Raw genomic sequence first — 19968 nt, 5'->3', positions numbered from 1 at the left:
GTGAAGGACAAAACCACTCATGACGCAGCCCACGATCGAGCTCAAGCCCTCCGCCAGTCCGCTCGCCGCCGCCGAGCGCGAGGCGATTCTGGCCAACCCGGGGTTCGGCCGCCACTTCACCGATCACATGGTGACCATCAAGTGGACCGAGGGCCGCGGCTGGCACGACGGCCAGCTCGTCCCGTACGGACCGCTCTCCCTCGACCCGGCGAACATGACCCTGCACTACGCGCAGGAGATCTTCGAGGGCCTCAAGGCCTACCGGCGGCCCGACGGCTCCGTCGCGACGTTCCGCCCCGACAAGAACGCCAAGCGTTTCCAGGCCTCCGCGCGCCGGCTCGGCATGCCCGAGCTTCCCGTGGACACCTTCATCGAGGCCTGTGACGCGCTCGTCCGCCAGGACCGCGACTGGGTTCCCGCGCACGGCGGCGAGGAGTCCCTCTACCTGCGTCCGTTCATGATCGCGACCGAGGTCGGTCTCGGTGTGAAGCCCGCCAACGAGTACCTCTTCCTCGTCATCGCCTCGCCCGCCGGCGCCTACTTCGCGGGCGGCGTGAAGCCGGTGTCGATCTGGCTCTCCGAGGACCGCGTCCGCGCCGTCCCCGGCGGCATGGGCGACGCGAAGACGGGCGGCAACTACGCGGCCTCGCTCCTCGCCCAGAAGGAGGCCGCCGCCAAGGGCTGCGACCAGGTCTGCTACCTCGACGCGGTCGAGCACAAGTGGATCGAGGAGCTCGGCGGCATGAACCTGTACTTCGTGTACGGCGACCGGATCGTCACCCCGTCCCTCACCGGCTCGATCCTGGAGGGCGTCACCCGCGACTCCCTGCTGACCGTCGCCCGCGACCTCGGCTACACCGCCGAGGAGGGCCGCGTCTCCATCGACCAGTGGCAGACCGACGCCGAGAACGGCACCCTCACCGAGGTCTTCGCCTGCGGCACCGCCGCCGTCATCACCCCCGTCGGCACGGTCAAGCGCGACGGCATCGAGTGGCGCCAGTCCGGCGGCGAGCCCGGCAAGGTCACCCTCCGCCTCCGCGAGGCCCTGCTCGACATCCAGCGCGGCATCACGGAGGACACCCACGGCTGGATGCACCCGCTGGCCTGATCCCCGCACACCTTCGTCCGGTCCCCGCCTTCCCAACAGGGTTGCGGGGACCGGCTGTTGGTCCGACGCGTAGCGCCCCGGCGACACGGGTATCCACACAGTCCACGGGGGGAGCGTGTCCTCCGGTGCGCCCGCACGGTCACGGAGGGAGCGCAGGTGAGGGCAAGGTCGCCGCTGTCACGGCCGAGCTGGCTGCTGCGCACCCTGCGCACGCCGCGCCGGCCGCAGAGCCTCACCGTCCTCGGCCTGCTCGCCGCCGTCGCCGCCCTGCTGCTCTGGAGCAGCCGGCGGATGGACAACTACGGGGAGAACCTCACCCTGAACCTGGGCACCGACATCGTCGGCGTCGTCGTCACCGTGTTCGTGATCGGCCCGCCGATCAGCCGAGCGCAGGAGGGCCGGGTCCGCGAGCACACCCGGCTGGACTACGAATGGTTCAGCGCCCAGGTGTACGGCGCGACCTCGAACGTCAAGGTCCTCGACACCTTCTCCAGCGTCTTCGGCCCGCAGTTCTCCGAACGGCTGTTCCGCGGCATCAAGGCGGCCACCGCGCACGGCGCCCGGGTCCAGATCCTGCTCCTGGACCCGGACTCGCTGGCGGTCATCCTGCGCGGCCGTGAACTGGGCGAGCAGAGCGCCGACATCCGCCGCGACATCATGCGCAACCTGCGCACCCTGGACCGCTTCGCGCTGCGGCTCGACGAGGACTGCCGTCACCTCCTCGAAGTGCGGCTGTGCTCCACCTCCCCGGGCGTGACCCTCTACCGCTGGGACGACCGCTCCCTCGTCTCCTTCCTCACCGTCGGCCGGCTCTCCGGTGAAGGCGTCCAGCTCGAGGTGGCGGTCCGGTCCCCGCTCGGCACCTTCGTCGAGCAGCGGTTCGACGAACTGTGGCAGCAGGGCAAGCCCATGGAGCGGTTCACCCATCTGCCGGTGACCCTGGTCGACGCGACCGACGGCCGCAGGGCGTTCAGCTGCCGTTTCGTCTACGTGGACGACGCCCTGTACGTCGCGGGGCACGACCTCGTGTCGTACATGGCGCGCCACCGTCTGGACCAACTGTCGGCGCACAGCGATGCCTTGAGCGCCCCCGGCGCACACGAACTCGTCGTGGTCGACGACGAAAGCGAGCTGCACGCCTTACTGCTCCAGCACTTCACGGAGAAGTACGATGCGTCGTCTACGGCCTTCGTCGAACTGAGGCCGCAGGGCTTCATCGCCGACTAGCGGGAACAGGAACAGAGGCCCCGGTCACCCATGTGCTCAGCGCTCCACCCGGCTCCGCACGCGAGCACAGGCTCCCCCGGCACGAGCCCCCGCTTCCGCGCCTTCACCCCGCGCGACCTCGACGGCCTCCTCCGGCGGGTGGCACTGTCGCCCGACGAACGGCTCGCGCTGCGGGCCGTGGCGGCCGTCCTGCCGTTCCGTACGAACAGCTACGTGGTCGACGAGCTGATCGACTGGTCGGCCGTGCCCGACGACCCGGTCTTCCGGCTGACGTTCCCCCAGGCCGAGATGCTGCCCGAGCCCGACCTCAAGCAGATGGCGGACCTGCTCCGCCACGAGGCCCCGAAGGCCGAGGTGCTGCGCGCGGCCCACGAGATCCGGATGAAGCTCAATCCGCACCCCTCAGGACAGCTCGACGCCAACGTCCCCGTGCACGGGGGCGTCCGCCTGACCGGTCTCCAGCACAAGTACCCGGAGACGGTGCTGATCTTCCCGCGCCAGGGCCAGACCTGCCACGCCTACTGCACGTACTGCTTCCGCTGGCCCCAGTTCGTCGGCGAGTCCGAGCTGCGGATCGCCACCGACGACATCGCCGCCACGTCGGCCTATCTGCGCGCCCACCCGGAGGTCACCAGCGCCCTGATCACGGGCGGCGATCCGATGGTGATGAGCACCGAGGTGCTGCGCCGGTACGTCGAACCGCTGCTGGAGATCGACACGGTCCGCTCGATCCGCATCGGGACCAAGTCGCTCGCCTTCTGGCCGTACCGTTTCCTCACCGACCGCGACGCCGACGACCTGCTGAGGCTGCTGGAGCAGGTGGTGGCGAGCGGCCGGAACCTCGCGCTGATGGCCCACTTCACGCATCCCCAGGAGCTGCGGCCCCCGGCCGTGCGGGCGGCGATGCGCCGGGTGCGCGACACGGGGGCCGTGATCCGCTGCCAGGGTCCCCTCGTCAGGGGGATCAACGACAGCGCCGGGGCGTGGGCCGAGCTGTGGAACGAGACGACGGCGCTGGGGGCGGTGCCCTACTACCAGTTCGTGGAGCGGGACACCGGCCCGCAGGGCTACTTCGGGGTGCCGCTGGCCCGCTGTCACGAGATCTTCCGCGACGCCTACGCCCAGGTGTCCGGCCTGGCGCGGACCGTGCGCGGCCCGGTGATGTCGGCGATGCCGGGCAAGGTCTGTGTGGACGGGACGGCGGAGGTGGCCGGGGAGAAGGTCTTCGTGCTCCACCTCATCCAGGCCCGCGATCCGGACCTGGTGGGGCGCCCGTTCTTCGCCGCGTTCGACGAGCGCGCCACCTGGTGGACCGACCTAAAGCCCGCTTTCGGCGCCGACCGGTTCCTGGACGGGCTCGGGCCGGGGTGAGGCGGAACGCGCCGTCAGGGCCAGGTAGGTGAGGCCGCCGACCAGGCCGGAGAGGATGAAGCTGCAGTCCACTCCGCCCGTCAGGGACAGCAGCGGGCCCTCGTAGGACGGCAGGGACACGGCCAGGAGGCCGACCACGGCGCCCAGCGCCCAGGCCGCCGTGGCCCGGACGTTCCAGCCGGCCCGGTACCAGTAGACGCCGCCGCGCGAACGGCGGTTGAAGACCTGGAGGGCGTCGGCGTCGTAGATCCCGCGGCAGCGGACGAAGCCGATCAGGGTGATGACCGCCCACGGGGTGCCGATCGCGGTCAGCAGCAGGACGAAGGACGTCATCGCGGACTGGGCGTTCCAGGCGTAGTGGCCGACGAACACGCAGAGCATGGCGACGACGGCGACCGCGCAGGTGGCGCGGGCGCGTGAGGCGCGGGGCAGGATCGCGTCGAGGTCCAGGCCCATCGAGTAGAGCATCAGACCGGCGTTGCCCACCGAGCCCGCGGAGGCCGCCAGCAGCAGCGGGATCAGGTACCAGCCGGGGGACGCGGAGACCAGCGGCCCCGCGTAGTCGAGGGCCGCGCGGGCCCCGTACGCCGTGAACGTGCCGAACAGCTGGGGCACCAGCAGACCGGCGATCAGCCCGAGCCAGGTGCCGTGCAGGACCGTGCGGGAGGAGTGGCGCTCGGGCGAGATGTAGCGGGTGTAGTCGCCCAGCAGCGTGATGAAGGCGATCGGGCCCGACAGACCGGCGGCGACGGCCGCGAGCAGCCAGGTGGGCCAGAAGGAGCCGAGCAGATAGCCGCCGGCCTCCGGGAGCGCCGCGGTGGTGAAGTGCGGGGCGTACGCGATCACGCCGACCACCAGCAGGGCCGACATGCCGATCGCGAGGGCGCGGGACATGGCGAGCAGCACCTTGTAGCCGTAGACGGCGCCCGCGACGGTGGCGGCGGCGAGCACCGCGTAGACCACGGCGTACGAGACCCCGTTCGCCGGGAGGCCGAAGAGGCGGCCGAGGACGCCGATCATGACGTCACCGCCGATCCACACGGTCAGCGCGGTGTAGCCGAGGGCGAGGAGCAGGCCCACGACCGAGCCGACCAGCCGTCCGCGCACGCCGAACTGCGCGCCGGAGGAGGTGGAGAGATTGGTGCCGGTCCGCAGCGAGACCAGGGCGAGCGGCGCGGTGAGCGCGGTGCCGACGACGGTGCCTGCCACGATCGAGCTCACGGAGGACCACCAGTCGAGCCCGAACGAGGGCGGCAGCCAGCCGAAGATGATCACCCCGAGGCAGAGGTTGGAACCGAGCAGGATCGACACGAGGTCGCGCGGCCCGCTGGTGCGTTCCTCGTCCGGGATCGTGTCGACTCCGCGCTGTTCGATCGGCATGGCTGGTCTCCTTTGACGGCCGCCCGGCGTGGTGCGGGCAGCATCACGTGAGTTTGAGCGACGCTCAATGTGGCGCCTCCGATGCTTATCCGTCAATGTTTCCCTTCCATGAATCCGACGTTTAGAGTGATGCTCTAAACGGAGGAAGGCGAGGAGGTGTCGCGGCGTGAGACTGACCCCCACGGAACGTGACCGACTGCTGCTGTTCTCGGCCGCCGAGCTGGCCCGGGCCCGCCGGGCGCGCGGCCTCAGGCTCAACGTGCCCGAGGCCACCGCGCTCATCGCGGACACCGTCTGCGAGGTCGCCCGTGACGGAGGACGGCTGGCCGAGGCCGTCGAGGCGGCCCGGTCCGTCCTCGGCCCGGACGACGTCCTGCCCGGCGTCGCGGACATCGTGACCGAGGTGCACGTCGAGGCCGTCTTCGACGACGGCTCGCGTCTCGCGGTGGTCGGCGACCCCATCGGCGGCGGCCTCGGCGAGCGGGCCCCCGGAGCCCTGCTGCCGGGCCCCGACCACGCCGAGCCGGAGGCCGTCGTCCACCTGACCGTGACGAACACGGCCGCGGTCCCCGTCTCCGTCACCTCCCACTTCCACTTCTTCGAGGCCAACCCCCGGCTCGACTTCGACCGCCCGGCCGCCTACGGCATGCGGCTGGCCGTGCCCGCCGGCTCCTCGGTCCGCTTCGGCCCGGGGGAGAGCGCCGAGGTCGGGCTCCTGCCCATCGGCGGAGCACGCGTCGCCATCGGCTTCGCCGGTCTGGTCGACGGACCGCTGGACGCGCCCGGAGCCAGGGAAGAGGCCCTGCGCCGCGCCGCCGCCTGCGGCTACCTCGGCGTACCGGACACCCGCGCGAAGGAGGCCGGGCGATGAGCCGCCCCGGAGGACACCCCGCCGAGGCGCGCCGCCTCACCCCCTACGAGTACGCCGCCACCCACGGCCCCCGCGCCGGCGACCGGGTCCGGCTCGGCGACTCGGGGCTGACCGTCCGTGTCGAGTCCGACGCCCAGCTCCCCGGGGACGAGTTCCTCGCCGGATTCGGCAAGACCGCCCGCGACGGACTGCACCTGAAGGCCGCCGCCGTCCGGGACACCTGCGACGTCGTCATCAGCAACGTCGTGGTGATCGACGCCGTCCAGGGCATCCGCAAGGTGTCCATCGGCATCCGTGAGGGCCGGATCTGCTCGATCGGGCGGGCCGGCAACCCCGACACGCTCGACGGCGTCGACGTCGTCGTCGGCACCGGCACGTCCATCGTCTCCGGCGAGGGGCTCATCGCCACCGCAGGCGCCGTCGACACGCACGTCCACCTGCTGTCCCCGCGCATCATGGAGGCCTCGCTCGCCTCCGGCGTCACCACGATCATCGGCCAGGAGTTCGGCCCGGTGTGGGGCGTCGGCGTCAACTCGCCCTGGGCGCTGGGTCACGCGTTCTCCGCCTTCGACGCCTGGCCGGTCAACATCGGCTTCCTGGGCCGGGGTTCGTCCTCCCACGACGCCCCGCTGATCGAGGCGCTCGCCGAGGGCGGCGCCAGCGGCTTCAAGGTCCACGAGGACATGGGCGCGCACACCCGGGCGCTGGACACGGCCCTGCGGGTCGCCGAAGAGCACGACGTCCAAGTGGCCCTGCACAGCGACGGGTTGAACGAGTGCCTGTCGGTCGAGGACACCCTCAGGGTGCTCGAAGGCCGCACCATCCACGCCTTCCACATCGAGGGCTGCGGCGGCGGCCACGTCCCGAACGTGCTGAAGATGGCAGGCGTCCCGAACGTCATCGGGTCCTCCACCAACCCGACCCTGCCCTTCGGCCGGGACGCGGTCGCCGAGCACTACGGCATGATCGTCTCCGTCCACGACCTGAAGACCGACCTGCCCGGCGACGCCGCCATGGCCCGCGACCGCATCCGCGCCGGGACCATGGGCGCCGAGGACGTCCTGCACGACCTGGGCGCCATCGGCATCACCTCCTCGGACGCGCAGGGCATGGGCCGCGCCGGCGAGACCGTGCGCCGCACCTTCGCCATGGCCGGCAAGATGAAGGCCCAGTTCGGCGCCCCCGAGGACCACGACAACGAACGCGTCCTGCGCTACATGGCCAAACTGACCATCAACCCCGCCATCGCGCACGGCCTCGCCCACGAGGTCGGCTCCATCCAGACCGGCAAGCTCGCCGACATCGTGCTGTGGCGCCCCGAGTACTTCGGCGCCAAACCGCAGCTCGTCCTGAAGGCCGGCTTCCCCGCCTACGGAGTCGTCGGCGACCCGAACGCCGCCACCGACACCTGCGAACCCCTCGTCCTCGGACCGCAGTTCGGGGCGCACGGCGCGACCCCCGCCGAGATCTCCGTGGCCTTCGTCGCCCAGGCCGCCCTCGACCAGGGCAACGACACCATGCCCACCCGCCGCCGCCGCGTCGCGGTCCGCGGCACCCGCGGCATCGGCCCCGCCGACCTGCGCCTCAACTCCCGTACCGGAGCGGTCGACGTGGACGGGCGCACCGGCCTCGTCACCCTCGACGGCGAACCCCTGCGCTCCGACCCCGCCGACGCGGTCTCCCTCAACCGCCTGTACTTCCTCTGATGGACACAGCCCGTAAGGAACCCCCCATGTCTGCTGCCGCCGACGGCTTCCGCATGCCCGCCGAGTGGACCCCGCACGAGCGCACCTGGATGGCGTGGCCGGGCCCCAACCCCACCTTCGACAGCCCCGAGGACCTGGCCGCCTCCCGCGCCGCCTGGGCGGAGGTGGCCCGCACGGTCCGCCGCTTCGAACCCGTCACCGTCGTGTGCGGCCCGGACCAGACCGCGGCGGCCGCCGAACTCCTCGGCCCCGGCATCGACATCGTCGAGCGGGAACTCGACGACGCCTGGATGCGCGACATCGGCCCCACCTTCCTCACCGACGGCCGGGGCGGACTCGCCGCCGTGGACTGGACGTTCAACGGCTGGGGGGCCCAGGACTGGGCCCGCTGGGAGCACGACTCCAAGATCGGCGCCCAGGTCGCCGGACTGGCCGGCGCGAAGACGTACGCCTCCCGGCTCGTCAACGAGGGCGGCGCGATCCACGTCGACGGCGAGGGCACCGTACTGCTCACCGAGACCGTGCAGCTCGGCCCCGAGCGCAACCCCGGCTGGAGCCGCGAACAGGTCGAGGCGGAGATCCACGCCCAGCTCGGCACCGAGAAGGCCATCTGGCTGCCGCGCGGCCTCACCGGCGACTACCCCCCGTACGGCTTCGGCACCCTCGGCCACGTCGACATCGTCGCCGCCTTCGCCCGGCCCGGCGTGATCGTCGCCCACTCCCAGCAGGACCCCGCCCACCCCGACCACGAGGTCAGCCGGGAGGTCATCGGGCTGCTCAGGGCCCAGACCGACGCGCGCGGCCGCGCCATCGAGGTCGTCGAGGTCCCCGCCCCGACCGTCCTGGAGGCCGACGGCCACTGGGCCGACTACTCGTACATCAACCACTACCTCTGCAACGACGGCGTCGTCCTGTGCGGCTTCGACGACCCGCGCGACGAGACCGCGGCGGGCATCTTCCGCCGGCTCTTCCCCGAGCGGACCGTGACGCTGGTGGACGCACGTACGATCTTCGCGGGTGGCGGTGGCATCCACTGCATCACCCAGCAGCAGCCGAAGGTCTGACAACGGGAGTCACGGATGGCCGGTGCGCGGAAGAACGCGCCACCGCGCGAGGAGGTCCTCGCCGCCGCCATGGAGATGATCGCCGAACGCGGTCTGGAGAAACTCACCATGGCGGCGCTCGGCCGTGAGGTCGGCATGAGCAGCGGCCATCTCCTCTACTACTTCCGCTCCAAGGACGAGCTGCTGCTGCGCACCCTGGAGTGGAGCGAGGGCCGCCTCGGCACCGAGCGCGGCCGGCTGCTCGCCGCGCGCGGCACCGCCCGCGAGCGTCTGGACGCCTATGTCGACCTGTACGTCCCCGACGGCCACCGGGACCCGCACTGGACCCTGTGGCTGGAGGTCTGGAACCACTCCCAGAACGCGGACGACGACGCCCGCGAACGGCAGGCCGCCATCGAGGGCGCCTGGCACCGGGACCTCGTCGCGCTGCTCGCCGAGGGCGTCTCGCGCGGGGAGTTCCGCCCCCTCGACGCGGACCGCTTCGGCGCCCGGCTGCGTGCCTTGCTGGACGGCTTCTCCATCCATGTGGCGATCGGCCTGCGCGGCACCAGCCGCGAGCAGGTCCTGTCCCACGTGCGGGAGTTCCTCGACGACGCGCTGGCCTGAGCGGCCGGCGTCCGCCGATCATGTAGCCGAGTGCTCGCATCCTGAGACACCGTGTGACCACGGGGGCGGGTATGTGCCAGACTGCCCCCGTGCTCTCGTTCGCCATGATTATTGGCAGCAGGCGCGCCGGTCCGCAGTGACCGCCACGTACGACCAGGTACGGGCGGACACCGTCGTCCTCGACCCGCGCGCAGACCTCTCGCACCCGCGAGGGGTTTTTCGCATTTCTGGCCCACCTTCAGCCGGGAGCGCAGCGCGAGGGATCATTGGGGGACGGTGGAGCCGGTCATTCCGGTAGACCGAGTTTCAACACAGGAGCCTTGAGACCATGACGGAAACCAGCGAAGTCGACGATTCCTTCCACGTCTTCGACACGACGCTGCGCGACGGCGCGCAGCGCGAGGGCATCAACCTCACCGTGGCGGACAAGCTGGCCATCGCGCGGCACCTGGACGACTTCGGGGTGGGCTTCATCGAGGGCGGCTGGCCCGGCGCCAACCCCCGCGACACCGAGTTCTTCGCCCGCGCCGCCCAGGAGATCGACTTCCGGCACGCCAAGCTCGTGGCCTTCGGAGCGACCCGCAGGGCCGGCGGCAAGGCCTCGGAGGACCCCCAGGTCAAGGCACTCCTGGACTCGGGTGCCCCGGTGATCACGCTGGTCGCCAAGTCCCACGACCGGCATGTGGAACTGGCGCTGCGCACCACGCTGGAGGAGAACCTGGAGATGGTCCGCGACACCGTCTCCCACCTTGTCGCACAGGGCCGCCGGGTCTTCGTGGACTGCGAGCACTTCTTCGACGGCTACCGCGCCAACCCCGCCTACGCGAAGTCCGTGGTGCGGGCCGCGCACGAGGCCGGCGCCGACGTGGTCGTGCTGTGCGACACCAACGGCGGCATGCTCCCGGCGCAGGTGCAGGCCGTGGTCTCCACCGTCCTCGCGGACACCGGCGCGCGGCTCGGCATCCACGCCCAGGACGACACCGGCTGCGCGGTCGCCAACACCCTGGCCGCCGTCGACGCGGGCGCCACCCACGTGCAGTGCACGGCCAACGGCTACGGCGAGCGGGTCGGCAACTCCAACCTGTTCCCCGTGGTGGCGGCCCTGGAGCTCAAGTACGGCAAGAAGGTGCTCCCCGAGGGCGCGCTGCGCGAGATGACGCGGATCTCGCACGCGATCGCCGAGGTCGTGAACCTGACCCCCTCCACCCACCAGCCCTACGTGGGCGTGTCGGCGTTCGCGCACAAGGCCGGCCTGCACGCCTCGGCGATCAAGGTCGACCCGGACCTGTACCAGCACATCGACCCCGAGCAGGTCGGCAACACCATGCGGATGCTGGTCTCCGACATGGCCGGGCGCGCCTCCATCGAGCTCAAGGGCAAGGAGCTCGGCGTCGACCTCGGCGACGACCGCGAACTGGTCGCCCGGGTCGTGGAACGCGTCAAGGAGCGCGAGCTCCAGGGCTACACGTACGAGGCCGCCGACGCGTCCTTCGAACTCCTGCTCCGCGAGGAGGCCGAGGGCCGCAAGCGCACCTACTTCGAGGTCGAGTCCTGGCGGGCCATCGTCGAGGACCGCCCCGACGGCAGCCACGCCAACGAGGCCACCGTCAAGCTCTTCGCCAAGGGCGAGCGCATCGTCGCCACCGCCGAGGGCAACGGCCCCGTCAACGCCCTGGACCGCGCCCTGCGCGTGGCCCTGGAGACGCTCTACCCGCAGCTCGCCAAGCTGGAGCTGGTCGACTACAAGGTCCGCATCCTGGAGGGCAAGCACGGCACGCAGTCCACGACCCGGGTGCTCATCTCCACGTCCGACGGCGCGGGGGAGTGGTCCACGGTCGGCGTGGCGGAGAACGTCATCGCCGCGTCCTGGCAGGCCCTGGAGGACGCGTACACCTACGGCCTGCTGCGGGCCGGGGTCGAGCCGGCCCTGTAGCGGACACCCAGCGGGAGTCCGTGTCCCGTCCCCGGCAGGGACGGGACACGGACCGCGCTACCGCAGCTGCCACTTCTGGTTGGCGGCCCCGGTGCACGACCAGATCTGCGCCCGCGCCCCGTTCGCCGACGAGTTGTCCGTCACGTCGAGGCACTTGTTCGCCGCCGTGTCGACCACGTCACCCGTCGAGGAGTTGTACGACCACCGCTGGGCGCCCGAGCCGTTGCAGTCGTAGAGCTGGACCTTGGCGCCGTCGGACGTCGACCCCGAGGTGACGTCGAGGCACTTGCCGAGCGCGCGCACCGAACCGTCGGCCCCCACCGTCCAGGACTGCGCGGCGCTGCCGTTGCAGTCGTAGAGCTGCACCGCGGTCCCGTTGGCGCTCGATGCGCCCGCCACGTCGAGGCACTTGCCGGCCAGCCCGACGAACGCTCCGGACGAGCTGCCCCCGCCCGACTGCGTGCCGGACCAGGTGAAGGTCGCGGACGTCTTGCCGGGCAGCGAGTAGGTCGCGTGCTGACCGCCCCAGTTGACGGTGACCGTCTTCGCCGCGGAGGCGTCGTTGTAGGCGATCAGCGCCTTGGAACCGTCCGGGTTGCGCCAGGCGACGTTCGGGACGGCCGAGGAGGCCGTGGAGGCGATCCGCTGCGCCCCCGGCCGGACGAACTTCGTCAGATGGCCCATCGTGTAGTACTCGACCGTGTAGTCGACGGTCCCGCTCGCGCCGTCCCCGTTGTGCACGGTGATCAGCCCGGTGCAGGTGCCGCACCCCCCGTTGTGCGGGCCCTTGTTCTGGTCCACGGCGAGCGACCACTTGGTCACCGACTTCGCCCAGTTGCGGGTGTAGTCGACGATGTTGAGCATGTCCTCGCGCTGCTGGTTGGCGATCCAGGTGCCACCCGAGTGCTCGGTCCCGAAGGCGTCGAGACCCGGGTACTGGTTGTGCACGGACGTCTGCTTGGCGATGTCGCCGCCGTACCCGTGCCAGGCGATCCCGCCGAAGTTCGGATGCGAGCGGACCGCCGCGTCGTCGACGGTCTGGGCGGCGTAGGAGTCGTACACGTCCCAGTTCCAGTCGTGGGCGAGCACCTTCGTGGACAGCCCGGCGGCCTGGAGCTTGGGCAGCAGCTCGCTCTTGGTGAAGTAGGCGAGCCCCGAGGCGTTCCAGCTCATCGAGGGGTAGCCCGAGCAGCAGGTCGGCTCGTTCTGCGCGGTGACGTACGAGACGGGGACGCCCTGGTCCCGGTAGGCCTGGAGGTACTTCACGAAGTACGAGGCGTACGCGCCGTAGTCCTCCGCCTTCAGCCAGCCGCCGTTCAGCGACCCGCTGTCCTTCATCCAGGCCGGCGCCGTCCACGGCGAGGCCATCACGGTCAGGGAGGGGTTGAGCTGGAGGGCCTGCTTCGTGAGCGGCACCACGTCGGCCAGGTCGTGCGCGATGGAGAACTGCGCCAGGTTCGCGTCGCTCTGTCCGGCCGGCACGTCGTCGTAGGTGTAGCCGTAGCGCGCGAGGTCCGAGGCGCCCATGGGGTTGCGCAGGAAGGACAGCCCGATCCCGTCCGTGGGGGAGAAGAGCTTGCGCATCGTCGCGTCACGGGTGCTCTGCGACAGCGCGCCGCTGCTGTTCATCAGCCAGGCCGCGGTGTCCGTGAAGGACGCGCCGCCGCCGGTGAAGGTCTGGTACCGGGTGTTCTCGTCGACGGTGATGTTCTCGCCGCTGCCGCCGCTGCCCGACTGGAAGGCGAACGGCGCCTGCGCCTGGAGCCCGCGCACGACGTGCCGTCCGCCGTCGTCGTCCGTCGTCGTCAGATAGGCGGTGACCTGTTCGCCCGCGGCGTGCGCGGGCGCGGCCGCCGTGAATCCCGCGGTGGCGAGCAGCCCGGCGACGATCAGCCGGGCCGCCCGAGTGGATCTCCTCATGGAGCGCCGCCCTTTCGGAGGTGGGGGTGGGGAGGCGTGCGAGGCGTGAGTAAATGACGGCTGCGAAGGCGCGTCAAGGGGTTGCGCGTTCAGACTTTGAAGGAACAACTGCCCTGATCCGGCCGGGACTTGAGTCTGTACCGGTTCTGGCGTGAAGTCTTGACGGGTTGCCGGGGCACCAGTTAACTCACGCCGTGATCTAAGTCGTGAGAAGAGCGAGGGAACAGAGCAGCACGTCATCGTCAGGAAGCACGTCGTCAGAACCACGTGAGAGTCGAGGGGAACCCCATTGACCGGGCTCGATCGGAATTCCGTACGAAGAACCGCTCTGCTGGCCGGTGCCGCGCTGATCGCCGGACTGCTTCCGCTCGCTTCGGCGGGCGCGGCGGCGGCCGTTGATCCCGCGCCCGTCCCGGTCGACCGCTTCGAGGGCGAGGTGCCCTTCGCGAACCAGCCCGCCGAGGGCCTCTTCACCTGGGGCGGCGACAGCGACGACCCGCCGAAGCTCGCCCTGACCGCGCGCTCCGACGCACCCGAGGGCGCCAAGGTCCTCACCGGCGACTACGACATCAGCGGCTACGGCGGGTTCACCCACGACTTCGCCGCGGACCAGCCGGCCCACGACTGGTCCGCGCACAAGGGCATCCGCTTCTGGTGGGACGGCCGGAACACCGCCAAGAAGATCTCCTTCGAGATCAAGGACGGCGGCGCCAACGGCGAGGCCTCGGAGCTGTGGACGACCTCCTTCACCGATGACTTCAGCGGTTGGAAGCAGATCGAGATCCCCTTCGCCGACTTCGTCTACCGCACGGACTACCAGCCCGTCGGCGGTATCGACCACGTCCTGGGCCTGACCCAGATGTGGGGCTACGCCCTCACGCTCCCGGTCGGCGTCCAGGGGCAGTTCGCCATGGACGACGTCGAGCTGTACGGCAAGGCCGACCAGTCCCTGCGCGCCTCCGTCACCACCGACGCGGCGGTCTACCCGGTCAGGGAGGGCGGCACCGCGCGGGTGAAGGTCTCCGTCGCCACCACCGGCTCCGCCCCGATCGACGAGCCCGTGACCGTCGCGTACGAGAGCGCGGGCGGCGGCGCCGAGCCCGGCAGGGACTACGCCCCCGTCAAGGGCGAGATCACCTTCCCGGCCGGTACGACGTCCGGCACGAGCCGCACCGTCACCGTCCGGACCCTGCGCGACAAGTCCGCCGAAGCGGCCGAGACGATCCCCCTCAAGCTCACGGTGACCGGCGCCAAGGCTCCCGCCGAGACCCCGCAGGTCGTCATCGACGCCCACGGGCTGCCGTATCTCGATCCGAAGCTGCCCGTGCGGAAGCGGGTCGCCGACCTGGTCTCCCGGATGTCCCTGGAGGAGAAGACCGGGCAGATGACCCAGGCCGAGCGCGGCGCGATCGGCACCGGCGGCGACATCGCCGCCTACGACCTCGGGTCCCTGCTCTCCGGCGGCGGCTCCACACCGACCCCCAACACCGCCGCGGCGTGGGCGTCGATGATCGACGGCTACCAGCTCCGGGCACAGGCCACCCGATTCCAGATCCCGCTGATCTACGGCGTGGACGCGGTGCACGGCCACAACAACCTCGCCGGGGCGACGGTCATGCCCCACAACATCGGCATCGGCGCCACCCGTGACCCCGCCCTGGCGGAGCGGACGGGCGCGGTGACCGCCTCCGAGGTCCGCGCCACCGGCATCCCCTGGGACTTCGCCCCCTGCCTGTGCGTGACCCGCGACGAACGCTGGGGCCGCTCCTACGAGTCCTTCGGCGAGGACCCCGCGCTCGTGAAGGCCATGGAGACGGTCGTCCAGGGCCTCCAGGGCGCCCGCGACGGCAGCGACCTCAAGGACGACGACAAGGTCCTCGCGACCGCCAAGCACTACGTCGGCGACGGCGGCACCGGCTACGGCACGTCCACGACGGGCTCGTACACCGTCGACCAGGGCGTCACCAAGGTCACCAGGAAGGAGCTGGAGGCCGTCCACCTCTCGCCGTTCCAGACCGCGGTCGACCGGGGTGTCGGCTCGGTCATGCCGTCGTACTCCTCGCTCGACATCATCGGCGACGGCCAGGGCCCGGTGAAGATGCACGCCCGCGCCGACATGATCAACGGCGTGCTCAAGGGCCGGATGGGCTTCGACGGCTTCGTCATCAGCGACTGGAACGCCATCGACCAGCTCCCCGGCGACTACGCCTCGCACGTGCGCACCTCGGTCAACGCGGGCGTGGACATGATGATGGTGCCGTACTCGTACAAGGACTTCCGTACGACGCTCACGGACGAGGTGAAGGCGGGCCGCGTCACCGAGCGGCGGATCGACGACGCCGTGTCGCGCATCCTCACCCAGAAGTTCGATCTGGGGCTCTTCGAGAAGCCGTACGCCGACACCAGCGGCGCGTCGCGGATCGGCTCCGCCGCGCACCGCTCCGTGGCACGGCAGGCGGCGGCCGAGTCCCAGGTCCTGCTGAAGAACGCGGGCGGCGTCCTGCCGCTGAAGAAGTCCCAGAAGGTGTACGTCGCCGGTTCGAACGCCGACGACCTCGGCAACCAGACCGGCGGCTGGACCCTCACCTGGCAGGGCTCCTCCGGGGACATCACCAAGGGCACGACGGTCCTCCAGGGCATGCGGAACGCCGGCGGTGACGTCACCTACTCCAAGGACGCCTCGGCACCGACGAGCGGCTACGACGTCGGTGTGGTCGTCGTCGGCGAGACCCCGTACGCGGAGGGCGTCGGCGACGTCGGCAACGGCAACGACCTGGAGCTGACGGCGGCCGACAAGGCGGCCGTGGACAAGGTGTGCGCGGCCATGAAGTGCGCGGTGCTGATCGTCTCGGGCCGCCCGCAGCTCGTCGGCGACCGGCTCGGCGACATCGACGCCCTCGTCGCCTCCTGGCTGCCCGGCACCGAGGGCGACGGGGTCGCGGACGTCCTCTACGGAAAGCGCGCCTTCACCGGGCAGCTCCCGGTCACCTGGCCCAGGTCGGAGTCCCAGCTCCCGATCAACGTCGGTGACGCCTCCTACGATCCGCAGTTCCCGTACGGCTGGGGACTCACCACGCTGACCAAGACACCGGGGGGTGGCGCCGCCGCCCTGCGGGAGCTCGCCCGGGTGGCCTCGGCGGCGGAGCGGCGCGGAGCCGACGGGACGGCCCGCGCGGCCGTCACCCGGGCCCGCCTGCTCGTCCAGCAGAAGATCGGCACCTCGGTCACCGCGGCGAACGCGGGTCCCTTCGCGGACGCGGACCATCTCCTGCTGACCGGCCACTACGGAGAGGCGGTGGCGAAGCTGACCCAGGCGTACCGCGCCGCGTGAGGGAGAAACGGGAGGGCCGGCCGGGGCTGCACACTCAGCCCCGGCCGGCCCGCGTTCCGGCCCGCGTTCCGGCCCGCGTTCCGGTGAGCGCGGGGGGCCGCTCTCCCGATGTCCGGTTTCGCTCTGGTTCGGGTAGCTTCAAGGCATGAGGGCCGCACTCACCCGAGGACTTCCAGGCCTGCTGGTCGCACTGATGCTCGCGGCCCTGGCGATGGTGTGGCTCCCGGCGCCCCGGGCCCACGCCGCCACCGACGTCTCCACCGTCGCGGCGGCCCTGCGCAAGGGTCCCGTCTACGTGGACCCGGCCGCCTCCGGCCAGCTCTCCGCCACGGAGGCCGACGCCCTCGCCGCCAAGATCAAGAAGGCGGACAAGCCGGTCTTCGTCGCCGTGCTCCCCGCCGGCTTCCCCACCCAGGACCTGTTCCGGAACCTGCGCACCGACACCGGGATCACCGGCCTCTACGCGATCAGGCTCGGCGACCGCTTCGACGCCCGCGCCGACTCCGCGGTGATGTCCCGCTCGGCCGTGCAGAACCTCGTCACCAGCGTCCAGGGCGTGAAGGACGCCAACACCCAGCTCAACGACTTCACCGACCGCGCGCTCGCCAACATCCACGGCGCCGCCCCCGCGAGCTGGGGCGGCGGCGCGAACGACGGAGGCGTCTCGACGGGCGCGCTGATCGCGGTCGGCGCGGTGGCCGTGATCGGCGGCGCGGGCGCGTACACGGTCGTACGGCGCAACCGGCGCCGGCAGGAGGAGGAACAGCGCGCCGCGCTCGACCGGCTCCGGGTGGTCGTGGACGAGGACATCACCGCCTTCGGCGAGGAACTCGACCGGCTGGACTTCCACCCCGCCGAGGCCGGCGCCGACGACGCGATGCGGGCGGACTACGAACGCGCGCTGGACGCCTACGAACAGGCGAAGACGTACATGGCCCAGGCCGGGCGCCCCGAGGACGTGCGCTCCGTCACCCAGTCCCTGGAGGAGGGCCGCTTCTCCCTCGCCGTGCTCGCCGCGCGCCGCGAGGGCCGCCCGGTCCCCGAGCGCCGCGCGCCCTGCTTCTTCGACCCCCGGCACGGCCCGTCCGTCACCGACGCGACCTGGACACCCGCCGGGGGTGCGCCCCGAGAGGTCCCGGTCTGCAAGGCGGACTGGATGCGTCTCACCGGGGGCGAACAGCCGGCGGTGCGCGAGGTCGAGACGGACTACGGCCGCCGCCCCTACTGGGACGCGGGCCCGGCGTACGGCCCCTGGGCGGGCGGCTACTTCGGCGGCGGCGTGCTGCCGGGCCTGCTCGTCGGGACCCTGCTGGGCAGCATGATGGCGAGCCCCGGGTACGGGGCCGCGTACGGCAACGGATACGGCGACTTCGGCGGCGGCTACGACGGAGGCGACGTCTCCGGCGCCGACTTCGACTCCGGGGACTTCGGCGGCGGGTTCGGCGACGGCGGGGGAGGGGACTTCGGCGGGGGCGGCGGGGACTTCGGCGGAGGTTTCTGAGACCGGGCCCGCCCGGCGCCCCTCCCCGTACCGGACACGACCGGGCCCTCCCCGTGGGGCGAGCACCCCTCGGCGGCGCGAACGGGACACGAGCCGGCCCTCCCCGGCACCGGACACGAGAGCGCCCGCCTCCTCCGTACGGAGAAAGCGGGCGGGCGCGCTCGGTGGCCACCGGGCCGGCGGCCCGGCCGAGGCCAGGCCGGTGTGGCCGACAGGGGCGGTCGGGCCGGCGGCTCAGCCGGCGTTCCTGATCGCCGAGATGTCGAAGTTCAGCTTGATCTTGTCGGAGACGAGGACGCCACCGGTCTCCAGCGCCGCGTTCCAGGTGAGGCCCCAGTCGGAGCGCAGGATCTCGGCCTTGCCCTCGAAGCCCACGCGCTCGTTGCCGAACGGGTCCTTCGCGGCGCCGTTGAACTCCAGGTCGATGCTGATCTGCTTGGTGGTGCCGAGGATCTCCAGATCGCCGGTGATCCGGTAGTCGTCACCGCCGAGGGCCTCCGCCTTGACGGAGCGGAACGTCATCGCCGGGAACTCGTCGGTCTTGAAGAAGTCGGCGCTCTTGAGGTGACCGTCGCGGTCGGCGGACCCGGTGTCGATGCTGTCCATCTTGATGTCGAGGGAAGCGGTGGAGCGGGACGGGTCGCCGCCGTCCAGGTGGAGCGTGCCCTCGAAGTCCTTGAAGCTGCCCTTGACGTTGGTCACCATCGCGTGCCGGGCGACGAAGCCGATCGTCGAGTGGGCCGGGTCGATGGTGTACTCGCCGGTCAGCGCGGCCAGGTCCGGGTTGACGGCAGCGGCCGTCGCGGTGGCCGTCGCGGTGGCGGAGGTCGCGGTGGTGTCGGTGGTCTTGCGGCCGAAGATGCCCATGAGGTGCTCCTTGGGGGGACGGGCCGCGGTTCCGGGGAGAGCCACGGCGTCAGTCTGTTTAATGTTCAACGACTCCAACAAGGGCAACCGTAGACCTATTCCGTTCAACTTTCAACATCACCCGGAGGGTGTCCGCGAAGTCACGGTGGGTCGTGGTGCGGGGGCATCGGGAGTCGCGGTGGGTCGTGGCGTGGGGGCGCGGGTGCCGGTGGGTGGGAAGTCGTGGCGGGTCGTCCTGTCGGCCCTCTGGCGGACGCGCGTAGAACTCGGGCACCATCTGCGTGCACCCCCTGCACAGCCGCCCCACAGGAAACGCGGCCGCACGCCCGTGCGGCCGTACCGACGGTCCTCCGCAGGAAAGGTCCCCCCCCAGATGAAGTTCAGGTCCGCGCTGACCGCACTGGCCCTCCTCGTGGCCCCCGGCGTCGCCGTCGTCGGCACCGCCACCGACGCCTTCGCCGTCAGCAAGATCAGTCACGCCACCGCGACCTCGATGTTCCGCCAGTCCGGCATCACCTGGTCCTCCTCCGGCAATTGTTCCGACCGCAACAACTCCACCTGCACCTCGTTCGAGCAGCTCAACCTCGCCACCGCGCAGGGCGCCCAGACCCTCAAGGGGTCCAGCGGCTGCGCGCTCAACATCACCGGCGGCACCGAGACCGGGCACGCGAGCGGCACGTACTCGCACTGGAACGGCTACAAGCTCGACTACGGCAAGAACACCTGTGTCACCGCGTACATCAAGAACACCTTCACCTACATAGGCCTGCGCGGCGACGGCGCTCCGCAGTACCAGTCCGGCGCCGGCAACATCTACGCCGACGAGGGCAACCACTGGGACGTCCTGTACTACAACTGCGGCGGCTGCTGAACCGGCGCCTCCGGGGTGCGCGGACCCCCGAACGGGCGTCCGCGTCACCCCGGTGACGGCATGTGCCGCTCATGAATGTGAGATGGCAGTCGGCCGAACGGTTTGTGAGACCTCCACAACACCGAGCCCCTCCGGGCAGTCGGATCGCCTGCATGTGATGGTGGTTCTGTTCAGGGGCACCAGGAAAACGGTCCGGAGACTGTGCAGAGTCG

The 19968-nt window shown here is 71.2% G+C and carries 14 protein-coding genes; 11 read left to right on the top strand and 3 right to left on the bottom strand.

All coding sequences use genetic code 11. From position 1 onward, the window contains the following. The first annotated feature begins 19 nt into the window (after positions 1–19). The 3 genes from ACFRIC_RS27910 to ACFRIC_RS27900 all read left to right on the top strand — a co-directional run bounded on the left by ACFRIC_RS27910 (position 20) and on the right by ACFRIC_RS27900 (position 3706). Positions 20–1108, top strand: coding sequence for a branched-chain amino acid aminotransferase (locus ACFRIC_RS27910; protein WP_382790974.1), 1089 nt, complete (start codon positions 20–22; stop codon positions 1106–1108). Positions 1109–1264: 156 nt separating this feature from the next. Beyond that, complete coding sequence (locus ACFRIC_RS27905; protein WP_382790972.1) at positions 1265–2335, top strand: hypothetical protein; 1071 nt, start codon at positions 1265–1267, stop codon at positions 2333–2335. Between the two features lie 30 nt (positions 2336–2365). Then, positions 2366–3706 carry a KamA family radical SAM protein gene (locus tag ACFRIC_RS27900; RefSeq protein WP_382790969.1) on the top strand — a complete coding sequence of 447 codons (1341 nt, stop codon included), beginning with the start codon at positions 2366–2368 and terminating at the stop codon, positions 3704–3706. Here ACFRIC_RS27900 and ACFRIC_RS27895 read toward each other — a convergent pair. Further along, on the bottom strand, positions 3653–5086 hold the full coding sequence (locus ACFRIC_RS27895; RefSeq protein ID WP_382790967.1) for a cytosine permease: 1434 nt from the start codon (positions 5084–5086) through the stop codon (positions 3653–3655). The genes ACFRIC_RS27900 and ACFRIC_RS27895 overlap by 54 nt on opposite strands. Positions 5087–5252: 166 nt before the next feature. On the opposite strand from ACFRIC_RS27895, the gene ureA reads away from it, so the two are divergent. From ureA to cimA, 5 genes are all read left to right on the top strand, one after another. Beyond that, a complete protein-coding gene (gene ureA, locus ACFRIC_RS27890) occupies positions 5253–5957 on the top strand; it encodes an urease subunit gamma (RefSeq protein WP_382790964.1) in 705 nt (234 codons plus the stop codon). Continuing rightward, positions 5954–7663 (top strand): urease subunit alpha, encoded by a 1710-nt coding sequence (locus tag ACFRIC_RS27885; protein ID WP_382790962.1) that lies wholly within the window; start codon positions 5954–5956, stop codon positions 7661–7663. The genes ureA and ACFRIC_RS27885 overlap by 4 nt, the downstream gene beginning before the upstream one ends. Before the next feature lie 26 nt (positions 7664–7689). Beyond that, on the top strand, positions 7690–8727 hold the full coding sequence (locus ACFRIC_RS27880; RefSeq protein ID WP_382790958.1) for an agmatine/peptidylarginine deiminase: 1038 nt from the start codon (positions 7690–7692) through the stop codon (positions 8725–8727). 15 nt (positions 8728–8742) lie between these two features. Beyond that, a complete protein-coding gene (locus tag ACFRIC_RS27875; RefSeq protein ID WP_382790956.1) occupies positions 8743–9333 on the top strand; it encodes a TetR/AcrR family transcriptional regulator in 591 nt (196 codons plus the stop codon). A gap of 328 nt (positions 9334–9661) precedes the next feature. Beyond that, positions 9662–11266, top strand: a complete 1605-nt coding sequence (gene cimA / locus ACFRIC_RS27870; RefSeq protein ID WP_382790953.1) for a citramalate synthase — start codon at positions 9662–9664, stop codon at positions 11264–11266. 57 nt (positions 11267–11323) lie between these two features. Here cimA and ACFRIC_RS27865 read toward each other — a convergent pair whose 3' ends face one another. Beyond that, the gene (locus ACFRIC_RS27865) at positions 11324–13186 is read right to left on the bottom strand and encodes a lectin (RefSeq protein ID WP_382790950.1); all 1863 of its coding nucleotides are present in this window, start codon (positions 13184–13186) and stop codon (positions 11324–11326) included. A 289-nt stretch (positions 13187–13475) separates the two neighbouring features. Here ACFRIC_RS27865 and ACFRIC_RS27860 point away from each other — a divergent pair, with 289 nt between their 5' ends. Next, positions 13476–16517, top strand: a complete 3042-nt coding sequence (locus ACFRIC_RS27860) for a glycoside hydrolase family 3 N-terminal domain-containing protein (RefSeq protein WP_382790946.1) — start codon at positions 13476–13478, stop codon at positions 16515–16517. Positions 16518–16662: 145 nt separating this feature from the next. Next, on the top strand, positions 16663–18018 hold the full coding sequence (locus ACFRIC_RS27855) for a hypothetical protein (protein WP_382790943.1): 1356 nt from the start codon (positions 16663–16665) through the stop codon (positions 18016–18018). 234 nt (positions 18019–18252) lie between these two features. On the opposite strand, the gene ACFRIC_RS27850 is transcribed toward ACFRIC_RS27855, so the two are convergent. Further along, on the bottom strand, positions 18253–18885 hold the full coding sequence (locus ACFRIC_RS27850) for a YceI family protein (RefSeq protein WP_382791282.1): 633 nt from the start codon (positions 18883–18885) through the stop codon (positions 18253–18255). 373 nt (positions 18886–19258) lie between these two features. On the opposite strand from ACFRIC_RS27850, the gene ACFRIC_RS27845 reads away from it, so the two are divergent. After that, on the top strand, positions 19259–19756 hold the full coding sequence (locus ACFRIC_RS27845; RefSeq protein ID WP_382790940.1) for a hypothetical protein: 498 nt from the start codon (positions 19259–19261) through the stop codon (positions 19754–19756). Positions 19757–19968: the final 212 nt, after the last annotated feature.

Origin of the sequence: Streptomyces sp. NPDC056738, from assembly GCF_042790435.1 — a bacterium.
Lineage (GTDB): Bacteria > Actinomycetota > Actinomycetes > Streptomycetales > Streptomycetaceae > Streptomyces.
This window is presented reverse-complemented; position numbering and strand designations above follow the sequence as displayed.

Bases quoted from the DNA above. Each gene is read 5' to 3' on its own strand.
- ACFRIC_RS27910 (WP_382790974.1), top strand. From the start codon at position 20: ATGACGCAGCCCACGATCGAGCTCAAGCCCTCCGCCAGTCCGCTCGCC.
- ACFRIC_RS27880 (WP_382790958.1), top strand. From the start codon at position 7,690: ATGTCTGCTGCCGCCGACGGCTTCCGCATGCCCGCCGAGTGGACCCCG.
- ACFRIC_RS27845 (WP_382790940.1), top strand. From the start codon at position 19,259: ATGAAGTTCAGGTCCGCGCTGACCGCACTGGCCCTCCTCGTGGCCCCC.
- ACFRIC_RS27875 (WP_382790956.1), top strand. From the start codon at position 8,743: ATGGCCGGTGCGCGGAAGAACGCGCCACCGCGCGAGGAGGTCCTCGCC.
- ACFRIC_RS27895 (WP_382790967.1), bottom strand. From the start codon at position 5,086: ATGCCGATCGAACAGCGCGGAGTCGACACGATCCCGGACGAGGAACGC.
- ACFRIC_RS27885 (WP_382790962.1), top strand. From the start codon at position 5,954: ATGAGCCGCCCCGGAGGACACCCCGCCGAGGCGCGCCGCCTCACCCCC.
- ACFRIC_RS27850 (WP_382791282.1), bottom strand. From the start codon at position 18,885: ATGGGCATCTTCGGCCGCAAGACCACCGACACCACCGCGACCTCCGCC.
- ACFRIC_RS27855 (WP_382790943.1), top strand. From the start codon at position 16,663: ATGAGGGCCGCACTCACCCGAGGACTTCCAGGCCTGCTGGTCGCACTG.
- ACFRIC_RS27865 (WP_382790950.1), bottom strand. From the start codon at position 13,186: ATGAGGAGATCCACTCGGGCGGCCCGGCTGATCGTCGCCGGGCTGCTC.
- cimA (WP_382790953.1), top strand. From the start codon at position 9,662: ATGACGGAAACCAGCGAAGTCGACGATTCCTTCCACGTCTTCGACACG.
- ACFRIC_RS27900 (WP_382790969.1), top strand. From the start codon at position 2,366: ATGTGCTCAGCGCTCCACCCGGCTCCGCACGCGAGCACAGGCTCCCCC.